This is a genomic window from Hymenobacter rigui, from assembly GCF_003944715.1.
GTDB classification, from domain to species: domain Bacteria; phylum Bacteroidota; class Bacteroidia; order Cytophagales; family Hymenobacteraceae; genus Hymenobacter; species Hymenobacter rigui.
The window spans coordinates 548861-563519 of record NZ_RWIT01000002.1 but is presented as its reverse complement, the minus strand read 5'-3'; the positions used below and the strand labels follow the sequence as shown (position 1 = coordinate 563519).

Annotated in this window: 13 protein-coding genes; 12 read left to right on the top strand and 1 reads right to left on the bottom strand. The window is 60.7% G+C overall.

The window, feature by feature from the left end; translation table 11 throughout:
- The first annotated feature begins 41 nt into the window (after positions 1-41).
- From rsmA to araA, 9 genes are all read left to right on the top strand, one after another.
- Positions 42-830, top strand: a complete 789-nt coding sequence (gene rsmA / locus EI291_RS06610; protein ID WP_125419015.1) for a 16S rRNA (adenine(1518)-N(6)/adenine(1519)-N(6))-dimethyltransferase RsmA — start codon at positions 42-44, stop codon at positions 828-830.
- Positions 831-931: 101 nt separating this feature from the next.
- Complete coding sequence (locus EI291_RS06605; RefSeq protein WP_125419014.1) at positions 932-1261, top strand: hypothetical protein; 330 nt, start codon at positions 932-934, stop codon at positions 1259-1261.
- A 25-nt stretch (positions 1262-1286) separates the two neighbouring features.
- Positions 1287-2234 carry an NAD(P)-dependent oxidoreductase gene (locus EI291_RS06600; RefSeq protein ID WP_125419013.1) on the top strand — a complete coding sequence of 316 codons (948 nt, stop codon included), beginning with the start codon at positions 1287-1289 and terminating at the stop codon, positions 2232-2234.
- 126 nt (positions 2235-2360) lie between these two features.
- Positions 2361-2834 carry a transcription elongation factor GreA gene (gene greA, locus EI291_RS06595; protein WP_125419012.1) on the top strand — a complete coding sequence of 158 codons (474 nt, stop codon included), beginning with the start codon at positions 2361-2363 and terminating at the stop codon, positions 2832-2834.
- 157 nt (positions 2835-2991) lie between these two features.
- Complete coding sequence (locus tag EI291_RS23405; RefSeq protein ID WP_125419011.1) at positions 2992-3897, top strand: nuclease A inhibitor family protein; 906 nt, start codon at positions 2992-2994, stop codon at positions 3895-3897.
- 319 nt (positions 3898-4216) lie between these two features.
- Positions 4217-5419 carry an aldose epimerase family protein gene (locus EI291_RS06585; RefSeq protein ID WP_394343374.1) on the top strand — a complete coding sequence of 401 codons (1203 nt, stop codon included), beginning with the start codon at positions 4217-4219 and terminating at the stop codon, positions 5417-5419.
- Between the two features lie 162 nt (positions 5420-5581).
- Positions 5582-7306 carry a ribulokinase gene (locus tag EI291_RS06580; protein WP_125419010.1) on the top strand — a complete coding sequence of 575 codons (1725 nt, stop codon included), beginning with the start codon at positions 5582-5584 and terminating at the stop codon, positions 7304-7306.
- Positions 7303-8004 (top strand): L-ribulose-5-phosphate 4-epimerase, encoded by a 702-nt coding sequence (locus tag EI291_RS06575; RefSeq protein ID WP_125419009.1) that lies wholly within the window; start codon positions 7303-7305, stop codon positions 8002-8004. Before EI291_RS06580 ends, EI291_RS06575 begins: the two co-directional genes overlap by 4 nt.
- Before the next feature lie 200 nt (positions 8005-8204).
- Positions 8205-9695: an L-arabinose isomerase gene (gene araA, locus EI291_RS06570; protein ID WP_125419008.1), complete on the top strand. Its 1491-nt coding sequence runs from the start codon at positions 8205-8207 to the stop codon at positions 9693-9695.
- Between the two features lie 210 nt (positions 9696-9905).
- Here araA and EI291_RS06565 read toward each other — a convergent pair whose 3' ends face one another.
- Positions 9906-10556, bottom strand: a complete 651-nt coding sequence (locus EI291_RS06565) for an HAD family hydrolase (RefSeq protein ID WP_125419007.1) — start codon at positions 10554-10556, stop codon at positions 9906-9908.
- Between the two features lie 420 nt (positions 10557-10976).
- On the opposite strand from EI291_RS06565, the gene EI291_RS06560 reads away from it, so the two are divergent.
- Genes EI291_RS06560 through EI291_RS06550 form a run of 3 tightly spaced genes read left to right on the top strand, consistent with a single transcriptional unit; the run spans position 10977 to position 14641 of the window.
- Entirely contained in the window at positions 10977-12029 is a 1053-nt protein-coding gene (locus tag EI291_RS06560; RefSeq protein WP_170172538.1) for a LacI family DNA-binding transcriptional regulator, read from the top strand.
- A 10-nt stretch (positions 12030-12039) separates the two neighbouring features.
- Complete coding sequence (locus EI291_RS06555) at positions 12040-12744, top strand: 3'-5' exonuclease (protein ID WP_125419005.1); 705 nt, start codon at positions 12040-12042, stop codon at positions 12742-12744.
- A complete protein-coding gene (locus EI291_RS06550; RefSeq protein WP_125419004.1) occupies positions 12737-14641 on the top strand; it encodes a DUF294 nucleotidyltransferase-like domain-containing protein in 1905 nt (634 codons plus the stop codon). Before EI291_RS06555 ends, EI291_RS06550 begins: the two co-directional genes overlap by 8 nt.
- The last annotated feature ends 18 nt before the right edge of the window (positions 14642-14659 follow it).

Sequence of the window (14659 nt, the reverse complement as noted above, 5' to 3'; positions counted from 1 at the left end):
AGAACCTAGCTTCCTTCTCCGCACTCATTTCAGCGCACAGCATGGATTCCGTTAAAGCCAAAAAGCACCTCGGGCAGCATTTCCTCAACGACCCCAACATTGCCCGCAACATTGTGGAGGCGTTGCGCCTGCCCGATGGGGTGAAGGAGGTGCTGGAAATTGGCCCCGGCATGGGCGTACTCACCCAAACCCTGCTCCAGCACCCCGAGTACCGCACCTCGGTGGTGGAAATTGACCGGGAGTCGGTGGAGTACCTGGGCAAGCACTACCCGGCGCTGGAAGACCGGATTTATTCCCAGGATTTCCTGAAAATGGATCTGGCCAAGCTCTACAATGGGCAGCCGCTCACCATCATCGGCAACTTCCCCTACAACATCAGCTCCCAGATTTACTTCCAGGTGCTGGCCCACCGCCAGCAGGTACGCGAGTGCGTGGGCATGATTCAGAAGGAAGTGGCCGACCGCCTGGCCGAGGGGCCCGGCTCCAAAACCTACGGCATCCTGAGCGTGCTGCTGCAGGCGTTCTACGATATCGACTACCTGTTTACGGTGCCCCCGCACGTGTTCAGCCCGCCGCCCAAGGTGCAGTCGGCCGTTATCCGCCTCACCCGCAATAAAACCGAGCAGCTGGCCTGCGACGAGAAGCTGTTCTTCAAAGTGGTGAAGCAGGCCTTTTCTACCCGCCGCAAAACCCTGCGCAACGCGCTGAAACCACTGGGTATGCCCCCCGAAGCCACCACCGACCCCATCTTTGACAAGCGCGCCGAGCAGCTCAGCGTGGCCGATTTCGTGGGCTTGACGCAGCACGTAGAAGAGCATAAAGTGGACTAATGAACGACTTTGGGTTGCAGGCATACTTGGTGCAGCAACCGCATCAAAGTGGGAAAAATACAGCACGATAGTAGATAGCCGGGCGGTAAAACGATGATGCTATGAAACCTAATTATTGGCCTTTTCTGGTGATGGTAGGTCTTGCTGTTTTTCAGCCGTTTATCATGGCTGGCACCCGCAGGCTGAGCGAAAAATTCCTATCAGAGACGCAACGGCAACTGCTGGATAAAACGGCTCAGGCGTTGTTCATCTTAGTCCAAAGCTTTCTTACTCTGTTCGGTGCAGTCACACTGATTTCTATTCAGCGCAACGGTCACAAATTCGGAATGTCAATTTCTTATTCTTGGTTGTGGACAGTTGCAGTGACCTCCGTCTGCATCACGGTACTCCGGCTGCTGAAGGAAAAATACCCTGTTCAGGAAAGTCTCTAGTTCATTTTTGGCACCGAAACTTACCATGTCCCTCTGCCTCGTCATCGACGAAATGCACCCCAGTTTGCCGGCGTACCTGGAGCCGCTGGGCGTGACGCTGCACTACCGGCCCGAGCTGAAGGCGGCCGACGTGCCGGCCGCGCTGGCCGCGCACCCCTACGATGGGCTGCTGGTGCGCTCCAAGCTGCGCGTGACGCGGGAACTGCTGGCCCACGGCCCGCACCTGCGCTACGTAGGCCGGGCCGGAGCCGGCGTCGATAACATCGACGAAGCGGCCCTGGCCGAAGCCGGCGTGACCCTGCTCAACGCCCCCGAGGGTAACCGCGACGCGGTGGGCGAGTACGCCGTGGGCCTGCTGCTGGCCCTATTCCGCAACATTGCCCGCGCCGACCAGGAAGTGCGCCAGGGCCGGTGGCGGCGCGAGGCCAACCGGGGCGAGGAAATCGGGGGGAAAACCATCGGGCTGCTGGGCTACGGCCACATGGGCAAGGCGTTTGCCAAACGCCTCCAGGCTTTCGACTGCACCGTGCTGGCCTATGACCATGACCCCGCCGTGGAGCCTGACCACCACGCCATCCTAGTAACGCTGGCCGAGCTGCAGGAGCGGGCCGAAGTGTTGAGCCTGCACATCCCATATTCGGCGGCCAACCACCACTTCGTGAACGAAGAGCTGCTGGCAGGCTTCCGCAACTCGCTGTGGCTGCTGAATACGGCCCGGGGCGAAGTGCTCGACCACGCCGCCGTGGTCCAGCGCCTGCAAAACGGCCAGCTGCGCGGCGCGGCGCTGGATGTACTCGAAAACGAAAAGCTTACCACTCTGAGCCCCGAGCAGCAAACCCGGTTCGACTACCTGCGCACGGCCCCGAACGTGGTGCTTTCGCCGCATGTAGGCGGCTGGAGCTTCCAGAGCTACGAGCGGATAAACCGGGTGCTGGCCGATAAGCTGCGGGCGTTTCTGGCGAGGAAGGGGTGAGACTCGGGTTTTCCTCCCTGTAGCCTCTTTGCCCAACATTTCGTATATTTGCCTAAACCTGTTCCGGGGAGAACGGCCAGCCGCGCTGGCCGTTCTCCTTGTTTTTTGAGCTTACATCACCCCACCATGGCTACCATCAACTATTATACTCCCGAAGGTCTTCAGAAGCTGAAAGATGAGCTCCAGGACCTCAAAATCCGCGGCCGGGCCAAGGCGGCCGACGACCTGCGCGAAGCCCGTGACAAAGGCGACCTGAGCGAAAACGCCGAGTACGACGCGGCGAAGGAAGCGCAGGGCCTGCTGGAGCTGAAGATTTCCAAGCTGGAAGAAGTGGTAGGCAACGCCCGCCTGCTTGATGAGACGAACCTGGACCTGACCAAGGTGCTCATCATGAGCAAGGTGAAGCTGAAAAACCTGAAGAATAATATGGTGCTCGACTACACGCTGGTAGCCGAGGAAGAAGCCAACCTGGCCGCCGGCAAAATCTCCGTGAAGTCGCCCATCGGCAAAGGCCTGCTGGGTAAATCGGCGGGGGATACCGCCGAAATTACGGTGCCGGCCGGCAAGCTACAGTTCCAGATTCTGGAAATCAGCCGCTAGCGGCGAATTTGTGAAGTGGTGAATTTGTGAAATTTGCCAGCTCCACGGAAGGGCGAAGCCACTGGCTTCGCCCTTTTGCGTTTTGCCCCGTACTTTGGCTGAGCCCTGCCATAGTTGTTCGCAGCTTCACCATTTCACAACTTCACCATCTTCCCGCATGCCTTCCATTTTCTCTCGCATTGTGTCCGGCGAGCTGCCCGCCTTTAAGGTGGCCGAGGACGAGCACCATTTGGCTTTCCTGGACATCACGCCCTTGGTAGAAGGCCATACGCTGGTCATTCCGAAGCGCGAAGTTGATTACATCTTTGACCTGCCCCCGGCTGAGCTGGCAGCATTGCACCTGTTTGCCCAGCGGGTGGCCAAGGGCGTGAAGGCCGCCGTGCCCTGCAAGCGGGTGGGTGTGGCCGTTATCGGACTGGAAGTGCCCCATACCCACATTCACCTGATTCCGATGAACAACGTGGCGGATATGAATTTCGCCAACCCCAAAATCAAGGTGCCGGAGCAGCGCCAGAACCAGCTGGCTGCTGCTATTGGCGCTCAGGTACCAGCCCAGGTAGCTGGTACGCCGGCCGCCCCTGCTGACCCACGCGACACCAAGGGCGGCCGGGAAACCATTGCGGAGTCAGAACCCCAGGCCAAGCACAGCAAGCCCGCTGCTGCGGCCTCCGACGACCCCACGCTGGCCCAACTGCGCGAGATGACCAAGGGCCTCGTGTACATGAGTGAGGGCGACGCTCCATTGGAGCCCGTAAGTTTTCCGGCCCCCGGCGGTGGCCTTACCGATGCTGCTCTGGCCCAGCTGGCCGGCCTGCCCGCCGATACCAAAGTGGAAAAGCAGGAGCTGACCTACTTCCTGCGCAACCACACCGCCGACAACGGCGTGCTGGGCAACCCCGAGTTGGCCAACCGCTTCAAATCCCTGCAGATGTACCTGAAGCAGGAGCTGAGCGGTACGCAGGTATACCGCTTCGGCACGGGGCCACAGGTGCCGGTGCTGGTGCTGGGCGAGGCCGAAGGCGGCAAGCTGGTTGGCTTCAAAACTGTTTTGACGGAAACCTAGCGCGCACAGTACCCAGGAACTGCCGCCATGCCCTGGTTTTGTCTGGAACAACCAGATGAAGCCAGGGCATGGCGGTTTCTGTGGGCAAGCAGTGCCGTGGCATCACGCAAACTTTCTTGTTATTTGATTACACAAACGATTGTGTAAGTGCGAAACCTTCTTTTAATTTACATGCCGCTTAGCAAGACTACAGATATTCATTGGTGCCTACCGCTCCGGAAGTTACACCACTGCTGCTAGGTTTATGTTGGTTGCGGTAGTTTGATCAGGGTGGATAACCGTCCTTCATTCTCTCTAAAAATTCCCACTCCTTCGGTTCATGAAGCATTACTCAACGGCTCGTGAAGCCACTCGTAATACCGCTATGCTGGCGGGCTTGCTGCTGATTGCCAGTTGCAACCAATCGGCTCCTACTGAACAGACCACTGGCTCTTCCGCAACCATGACAGACTCAACCCATACAGCCGCTCCTGTAACTCCGGCCGTTACCTCCTTCGGCAAAACTACCGATGGCACCGAGGTACAGCTATATACTCTTACCAACGCCCACGGCCTGCAGGTGAGCATCACCAATTACGGCGGCACCATCACCAGCCTGCTAGTACCCGATAAGGCCGGCAAGCCCGGTGAGGTAGTGCTGGGCTTCAACAGCGTGAGCGGCTACCAGAGTCCGGAGTTTCTGAAGGCCGGGCCGTACTTCGGAGCCCTGATCGGGCGCTACGGCAACCGCATTGCCGAGGGCCGGTTCACGCTCGATGGGAAGGAGTACACTCTGGCCAAAAATAACGGCGAAAACACGCTGCACGGCGGCAAAAAGGGTTTCGATAAAGTGCTGTGGCAGGCCGAGCCGGGCACTTCCGCCGAGGGGCCGACGCTGAAACTTACCTACCTCAGCAAGGACGGCGAAGAGGGCTACCCCGGCAACCTCACCGTGACGGTGGTGTACACCCTGACGGCCGACGACGCGCTGGAAATCGACTACTCCGCCACCACCGACAAGGCCACGCCCGTCAACCTCACCAACCACGCCTACTTCAACCTCAGCGGCAGCAAAGATGTATTGGGCCACGAGGTAACCATTGCCGCCGACCGTTACACCGTGGTGGATGCGGGCCTGATTCCGACCGGCGAGCTGCGCCCTGTGAAGGGGACGCCCTTCGACTTCACCACGCCCCACGCCATTGGCGAGCGAATTGCCCAGGTACCCGGCGGCTACGACCACAACTGGGTGCTAAACCAAACTACCGGTCTGCACGCCGCCGCTACTGTGTATGAGCCTACTACTGGCCGCACGATGGAAGTAACCACCACCGAGCCCGGTCTGCAGTTCTACACCGGCAACTTCCTCGATGGCACCCTGAAAGGCGCCAACGGCCAAACCTACGGTAAGCACGCGGGCTTCTGCCTGGAAACCCAGCACTTCCCCGACTCGCCCAATCAGCCCAAGTTTCCGAGCACTATTCTGCAACCCGGCCAGTCCCTGCACTCCACCACCATCTACAAGTTCGGCGTGCGTCAATAAGGTTTCTGACCTGGTAGGAACGTCATGCTGAGCCCAGTCGAAGCATCTCTACTGCTTCGTTGCGGTAATAATCAAATGAAGCGGCGGAGATGCTGCGACGGCACTCAACATGACCGGTTACGGCTTGTCTAACCCCACGATTTTACAACTTCACCTTTCCCCGTGGAAACTCCCTCTTCAACCGCTACCTATGTTATCGGCCTGGACTACGGCACTGATTCCGTGCGGGCTGTGCTGGTAAATGCCCACACCGGCCAAGAGGTAGCGCAGGCCGTGCATCCCTACGCCCGCTGGAAACAGCAGCGCTACTGCAACGCCACCAAAAACCAGTTCCGCCAGCACCCGCTCGACCACATCGAGGGCCTGGAAGCTACCGTGCGCCAAGTGGCCCAGAAGGTGCCCGCCGCGCAGATTGTGGGGCTGGCCGTAGATACTACCGGCTCCACGCCCGGCCCCGTGGACGAGCAGGGCGTGGCGCTGGCTCTCAAGCCCGGCTTCGAGGAAAACCCGAACGCCATGTTTGTGCTCTGGAAAGACCACACGGCCCTACCCGAAGCCGCCGAAATCAACCACCTGGCCAAGACCTGGGGCGGCGAGGATTTCACCCGGTTTGAGGGCGGTATCTATTCCTCGGAGTGGTTCTGGGCCAAGATTGCCCACGTGGTGCGCGAAGATGAAGCCGTGGCCAAAGCCGCCTATTCTTGGATGGAACACTGCGACTGGCTGACGCTGCTGCTCACCGGCGGCGAGCTGAGTACCTTCAAGCGCAGCCGCTGCGCCGCCGGCCACAAAGCCATGTGGCACGAAAGCTGGGGCGGCCTACCTTCAGAGGAGTTCCTGACCCTGCTGGAGCCCCGGCTGGGCGGCCTGCGCGAGCGGCTGTTCGAGCAAACCTACACCGCCGACGAAGTAGCCGGCCACCTCTCCGAGGAGTGGGCCCAACGCCTGGGCCTGACCACCAATACCGTCGTGGCCGTGGGTTCCTTCGATGCCCATGCCGGGGCCGTAGCGGGCGAAATTGAGGCCTACTCGATGGTGAAAGTGATGGGCACCAGCACCTGCGACATTGTGGTGGCGCCCATGCACGAAGTAGGAGGAAAGCTGGTGCCTGGCATCTGCGGGCAGGTAGATGGCTCCGTGATTCCCGGCATGCTGGGCCTGGAAGCCGGGCAGTCGGCCGTGGGCGATTTGCTGGCTTGGTTCCGGGGTGTGCTGGAGTGGCCGCTGCGCACGTTGCTGCCGCAGTCGGCCGTGCTGACGCCGGAGCAGCAGCAGGCGCTGCGCCAGGAGCTGAGCGACAACATGATGGCCGAGTTGAACCGGGCCGCCGCCGCCGTGCATCCTGACGACTCGCAGGTGCTGGTGCTGGACTGGGTGAACGGCCGCCGTACCCCCGATGCCAACCAGGCGCTGAAAGGGGCCCTGATGAACCTCACGATGGGCACCGATGCCCCGCAGATTTTCCGGGCCCTGGTGGAAAGCATCTGCTACGGCTCCCGCCAGATTGTGGAACGGTTTGAGCAGCACGGTATTCCCATCAAGCAGGTAATCGGGCTGGGCGGCGTGGCCAAGAAGTCGGGCTTTATGATGCAGACGCTGGCCGACGTGCTTAACCGCCCCATCAAAGTGGCCGAATCGGACCAGGCACCGGCTTTGGGCGCGGCCATGTACGCGGCCGTAGCCGCCGGCATTCACCCCGATGTGGTATCGGCTCAGCAGGCCATGGGCAACGGTTTTGCCGAAACCTACTCGCCCAACCCGGCCCGCGTAGCCGACTACCAGCGCCGCTACGAGCAGTACCAGGCCTTCGGTCAGTTTGTGGAAGCCGCCACCCCGCCCATGGCCCCGGAAACCGAGAAATCCGCCCTTCCACAGCAGCACGCATGAGCCAGTACCAGGAACTGAAACAGGCCTGCTACGAGGCCAACATGCAGCTGCCGACTCTGGGGCTGGTACTCTTCACCTTCGGCAACGCCAGTGTGGTGGATCGGGAGCGGCGGGTGTTTGCCATCAAGCCCAGCGGCGTGCCCTACGCCACGCTTAAAGCGGAGGACATGGTGGTGCTCGACTTCGCCAACACCGTGGTGGAAGGCAGCAAGCGGCCTTCCTCGGATACCAAAACCCACGCCGTACTCTACAGTCACTGGGAGCATATCGGGGGCATTGTGCACACGCACAGCACCTACGCCACGGCCTGGGCCCAGGCCCAGCTCGATATTCCGATTCTGGGCACCACCCATGCCGACCACCTTACGGTGGACATTCCCTGCGCCCCGCCCATGGACGACCAGATGATTGCCGGCGACTACGAGCACCAGACCGGCTGGCAGATCATCAACGAGTTTCAACGCCGCGGCCTCTCGCCCGAGGAGGTAGAAATGGTGCTGCTCAGCAACCACGCGCCCTTCACCTGGGGCAAAAACGTAGAAAAAGCCGTGTACCACAGCGCCGTGCTGGAGGAGGTAGCCCGCATGGCTTACCTCAGCCGCACCCTGCGCCCCGACGTGCCCCGCCTGAAAGAAGCCCTGATTCAGAAGCACTACGAGCGCAAGCACGGCGCCCATTCCTACTACGGCCAGAGCTAGAACGTCGCTCCCCTCCTTGGAAAGGAGGGGTTGGGGGTGGTTGACCCGCGAACGAGCGGTATCTCACGTTAGTTTTTAGCTCAAAAAAATCAACCACCCCTAGCCCCTCTTCGGAAATGAGGGGAGCCAGTTACTCTTCTTACCGTTTCTCAACACAATCGATTAACTAAATCCACTCCGGCTTCATTCGCCTTTCACGCATGCTCGACATTTCGCACTACGAAGCCTGGTTCATCACCGGCAGCCAGCACCTCTACGGTCCCGAAACCCTGGAGGAAGTAGCCCAGCACTCCCAGCAGATTGCCGAAGCTCTCGGCTCCGCGCTGCCCATCAAGGTGGTCTACAAGCCCGTGCTGACGGGTCCGGCCGAGATATACCAGCTGATGCAGGAAGCCAACACCACCCCCAGCTGCGTGGGACTAATTGCGTGGATGCACACCTTCTCGCCGGCCAAAATGTGGATCAACGGCCTGAAGATTCTGCAAAAGCCCATGGCCCACCTGCACACTCAGTTCAACCGCGACATTCCGTGGCAGGACATCGACATGGACTTCATGAACACCAACCAGTCGGCGCACGGCGACCGGGAGTTTGGCTTCATCACGTCGCGCATGCGGGTGAAGCGCAAGGTGGTGGTGGGCCACTGGCAGAGCCCGGACGCGCAGGAGCGCCTCCGCGTCTGGGCCCGCGCGGCCTGCGCCTGGGCCGACTGGCAGGGCGGCCGCATCGTCCGCTTCGGCGACAACATGCGCTACGTGGCCGTAACCGAGGGCGACAAGGTGGAGGCTGAGCTGCAGTTTGGCTACGAGGTGAACACCTACGGCATTGGCGATTTGGTAGCCGTGATTAATGAGGTAACCGAGGAGCAGGTAAACGAGCTGCTGGCTACCTACGAGCAGGAATACGAGCTGGGCGAGGCCCTACGGGACGGCGGCAGCCAGCGCGAAGGCCTGCGCGACGCGGCCCGCATTGAGGCCGGGATGCGCCGGTTTCTGCAGGACAAAAAGGCCATTGGCTTCACCGATACCTTCGAGGATCTGCACGGCATGGTGCAGCTGCCCGGCATTGCCACTCAGCGCCTGATGGCCGAGGGCTACGGCTTTGGGGGGGAAGGCGACTGGAAAACGGCGGCCCTGGTACGCGCCATGAAGGTGATGGGCGCGGGCCTACCCGGCGGCAACTCCTTCATGGAAGACTACACCTACCACTTCCAGCCCGGCAACGAGCTGGTGCTGGGCTCGCACATGCTGGAAATCTGCCCATCCATTTCGGAGGGCAAGGTGAAGGTGGAAGTGCACCCCCTGGGCATCGGTGGCAAGGCCGACCCGGCCCGCCTGGTATTCAACTGCCCGGCCGGCCCGGCTCTCAATGCTACCATCGTGGATCTGGGGCACCGCTTCCGGCTGATTGTGAATGAGGTGGAAGCCGTAGCGCCCGAGCACGACCTGCCTAAGCTGCCCGTAGCCCGGGTGCTCTGGAAGGTGAAGCCCGACCTGAAAACCGGCGTAGCCGCCTGGATTCACGCCGGCGGGGCCCACCACACCGGCTACAGCCAGAACCTCACGGCCGAGTACCTCGAAGACTTCGCTGAAATGGCCGGCATTGAGTACCTCATCATCGACGACGAAACCAAGCTGCGCACCTTCAAAAACGAGCTGCGCTATAATGACGTAGCCTTCAGCCAGCGCTAGGCTGCTACGCTGAATAGAACGTCACAACCAGTCCGTCATGCTGAGCGAAGCCGAAGCATCTCTCATGCTGACGTTGGCAAGAAAACAGCCCGTCATGCTGAGCTTGCCGAAGCATCTCTACCGCAATGCTAACTTCTTTGATTAGCCAGCGGTAGAGATGCTTCGGCTCCGCTCAGCATAACGGGCTGCTACGTTCGTTCTGGCTGTTCCCTACACCAATTCCTGCATAAAGGCGTCGGTGTAATCGGGGGCGAAGTGGAGGATGTTGGGCAGGTGGGCGAATTCGGCCGGCTCGTGGGTGGTGGTGAGGATGACGGCCCGCATGCCGGCGTTGATGGCAGCCTCGGCCCCTTTGGGCACGTCCTCAAACACGAGGCAGTCGGTGGGGACTACGCCGAGCTGGGTGGCGGCTTTCAGGAAGGTTTCGGGGTGGGGCTTGCTGATGGTCACGTCATCGGCCGAAACAATGGCCGCGAAGTAGTGCCGAATGTTCAACGTGTCGAGCACGAAATCAATGTTGAACGGAATAGCCGCCGAGCCAATGGCCATCGGAATGCCCCGCTGGTGGGCGCGCGCCAGAAACTCCGGAAGTCCCGGCAGCAGCCGCAGGTGCGGGCGGTAGGCCTCCTGGTAGCGCTTTTCCTTCTCCAGGGCAAGGCTGACCATTTCTTCCTCCGTAAACCGGTCGGGGCCGAACATACGCACCAGCACTTCCTGGTTTTTACCGTACATCTGGAGCTTCACCTGCTCGCGGGTAAACTGCCCACCCAGGTCCTCGTTCAGCAGCTGCTGCCAGGCCCGGGTGTGGTAGTCCATATCGTGAATCATGGTGCCATTGAGGTCGAAAAGGAATGCCTTCATGCAGGTAGAGAATGAGTGTCAGCGCCGGAACAGGCTGCAGTGACAAAGGTATTAGGGAAACAGAAGGGTTACCAGGGCAAATGGCATGATTAAAATGATATGTTGAGTTGTTTAACACAAACGATTGTTTTATAATTATCTGCTTTTCATATTCCGGAGAAATTAGGTCGTTGCAACGGTGGGAGGGAGTAAGATCCGGCCGTGTATACACGATTTATAGCCCGTTCAATATCCATAACGTACTTATTCTGTTTGTACGCGTAGCGAATGTTACACCACGGGATGCCGGGGCGCTACTGCTGAAGCCTCGGCCGTTATGCCGGATTTTTGCTTTATTTACACAAAGCATTGTGTATTACCAGTTATATGGCTCCCCGTAAAAAGACTCCCGCTGCGCCCTCATCCGGCACTCCCGTTTCTATGGCCGACCTAGCGCGGGAGCTGGGCGTATCCATGACTACCATTTCCCGGGCGCTGAGTAACCACTATAGCATCGGGCCGGAAATGAAGGCGAAGGTACAGAAGCTGGCCAAGAAATATAATTACCAGCCTAACCGGCTGGCCTCAGCCCTGCGCAAGGGCAAGAGCAAGCTGCTGGGCATTATCGTGCCCTACATTGAAGGGCGGTTTTTCCCATCGGTCGTACACGGCATCGAAACGGCCGCCACCAAAGCCGGCTACAACGTCATCATCTGCCAGTCGCACGAGGATGCGGCCCAGGAGCGGCGCAATATCGAGGCTTTGCTCAGCGCCCAGGTTGCGGGCATTATGGTGTCGTTGTCGCGCACTACCACCAGCTACCGGCACTTCGAGGAGGTCCAGAATCGGGGCCTGCCGCTGGTGTTTTTCGACCGGAGTATGGAGGGGGAAGACGTAAACGCCGTGGTGCTTGATGACCAGGAAGGAGCCCTTATTGCTACCCGCCATCTGGTGGCGCAGGGCTGCCGCCGCATTGCGCATCTGGCAGGGCCGCAGCATCTTACCATCTACAAAAACCGATACCGGGGCTACCTGGAGGGCCTGCGGGAAGCCGGCCTGCCCGTGGACGAGGAGCTGATTGTGTTTACCGACATGACCCAGCTGGAAGGGGCAGGCGCTATGCGCAACTGGCTGGCCCTGCCCAACCCGCCCGATGCCGTCTGCTCGGCCGGCGACTACTGCGCGCTGGGGGCTTTGCAGGAAGCCCGGCGTCAGGGCGTGCCGGTACCCGACGGCGTGGCCATTACGGGCTTCAGCAACGAGGCCTTTACCGTTATTTCCGAACCCTCCATCACCACCATCGACCAGCGCTGCGAGGAAATGGGCCAAGCTACGGTACGCCTGCTGCTGGAGTTGATTGAATCCCACGGCACCGCCTTTGCGCCCCGGCAGATTGTGCTACGCCCGGAGCTGCTGATGCGGAGCTCTTCGGTGCGGGAGGCGAAACCGGCAGCGCCGGCCGGCAAGCGCGCCGCCAAAACTGCCGCCCGATAGGTCTGCGCCCATGCCCCGGCAGTATCTGCTTTTTATTGATACCGAAACCACGGGCCTGCCGGCCCGCTGGCACCGCCCGTACGCCGAGGAGTGGGAGTGGCCTCATATTGCCCAGCTGGCCTGGGAAATTTACACGCCGGAAGGCGAGTTGCTGAAAGCGGAGCAGGCCTACCTGCCGGTACCCGCCGGCCGCATGACGGCCCAATCAGTAGCCATTCATGGCCTGACGCCGGAGTTTCTGGCGGAGCAGGGGCAGGAGCCGGAGGCGGTGTTGCGCCGCCTGCTGGCCGATCTGGCGGAGTACACCCCCCGGGTAATCGGGCACTTTCTGCAGCTGGATTTTCACGTGGCAGGGGCGGCCCTGTGGCGGGCGCAGCTGCCCAACCCGCTGCCGGCGCTACCGCAGTTCTGCACCATGCAGGTGAGCCGGGCAGTCCGGCCGGAAGGCCCGGGCCGGGCGCTGCGCCTGCACGAGCTGCACGAGCGGCTGTTCGGGGAGCCCATGCCGCGCCTGCACGATGCCGTAACGGATGTGGCCGCCACCGCCCGCTGCTTTTTTGAGCTGCGCCGCCAAGGCATTATTTCGGATGCGGTGCTCAACGGGCAAGCGCCCTTACTTCTACCCGGCGGGCGCACGACGCGCCGGTTTCCCTGGCCCTGGCTGCTGACGCTGGCCGGCTTTCTTGTACTGGTTTACTGTCTCGCGCATGGATAATCGACTGGCTTTTCTGCGGACGGTAGCCCCGTTCAACCTGTTGCCCGATGAGGTAGTGCGCGGCGTGGTCGACCTGCTGGAAGAAGTGCGCTACACCAGCGAGAAGCTGCTGTACCAGCAGGATGTATCCAAGCTGCGCAGCCTTGATATTCTGGCGGAGGGAGCCTACGAAACCTTTTTCTACGACAGTGAGCAGCACAAGCGCCTGCCCGAAACTTACGGGCCGGGCACCTGCTACGGGGGCATGTCCATTCTGCTCAACAAGAAACGCTCCTTGCGCACCGTGCTGGTTCGCAAAGGCACCCGCGTGCTGCAGCTGCCCCGCCGGGATTTTCGGGCCCTCTGCCTGGCGTATGAGCCGTTTTTTCACTACTTCACGGCCCGCTACGGGGAGCGGATGCTCGACGAGGAGTACGCGCACTTCGTGAAGCCGGTAGCCCCGCCGGAGCAAAACTACCTGGTGGCCGACCAGCTGTTTTCGCGCCGCATCAGCACGCTGGAAGTGCGGGCCCTGGTGACGTGTCCGGGGCAGCTACCCATTTTTGAAGCCGCCCGCCGCATGGCCGCCGCCAAGGTCAGCTGCCTGTTCGTGACGGATGAGCACGAGGCCATTACCGGCTACTGCACGGATATTACCCTTCGCGACTCCGTTATTGCCCGCTGCCTTGATGCCCGCGGGCCGGTGCAGGAAGTGGCCGCCACGCCGCTGGTCAGCATTGCGGAGGAGGCCTACGTGTATGAGGCTGTGCTGCGCATGTTCCAGACCAAAACCCGCTACCTGCTGGTGGAGCGGGCGGGCCGCTACGTTGGGTTTCTGAGCCGCAACAAGCTGCTCAGTGATTTGGCCCAGTCGCCGTTTATGTTTATTCAGGCCGTGAAGCTGGCCCAGAGCCCCCGGGAGCTGAAGCGGCGCTGGGAAATGGTGCCCGATATTGTAAACCAGCTCCTGAGCCGGGGCGTGAAGGCCGACATCGTCAACCAGGTTATCAGCACCGTTGTCGATACGATTTCGCTGAAGGTGATTGAGCGGGCCCTGGCCGAGCAGGGGCCGGCGCCGGCGCGTTTTGTGTTTATGGTGCTGGGCAGTGAAGGCCGGCAGGAGCAGACCTTGGTGACGGACCAGGACAATGCCATCATCTACGAGGACAAGGCCAATGAGCATCGGGAAGAGGTCCGGGCCTGGTTTCTGCGCTTTGCCACGGCCATTTCTGATGAGCTGAACCACATCGGGCTGCATTTCTGCACGGGCGGCTTTATGGCCAAGAATCCCAAGTGGACCCACTCTCTCTCGCACTGGAAGCGCAACTACCAGCAGTGGATGAGCGAATCGAACCCTGAAACGGTGATGCGGATGGCTACTTTCTTCGACTGCCGCTACCTGTACGGCGACGCCGGGCTGATGCAGGAACTGCACGCGTTTCTGCGGGAGGAGCTGGCCCGCCCCCTCGACCGGTTCCTGTTCTTCATGACCCGCAACGCCCTGCAGTACGAGCCGCCACTAACGTCATTTCTGGGCCGTTTTCGCACGTTTGAGCAGGAAGGCCAGCGCGTGTTCGACCTTAAAAAGGCCATGACACCCATTGTGGACCTGGTGCGGGTGTATGCTCTGCGGCATCAGTTGTTCGAAACCAATACCGGCCGGCGGCTGGCCGGGCTGCGGGAGCTGGGCGTGTTCAAGGAGCAGGAGTACCAAGAGCTGCTGCAGGCCTACTACTACCTCATGGGCATGCGCCTGCAGAAACAGGCCCGCCAACTCATCAACGACCGGGAAACCCCCACCAACTACCTCGACCCCAAGACGCTGACCCAGGTGGAGCAGGTCACGCTCAAGGAAATTTTCAAGGTCATTGCCGATTTTCAGCTGAAAATCAAGGTCAGCTTTACCAAGGCGCTGTAAAACCAGTGGGTGCGTTGA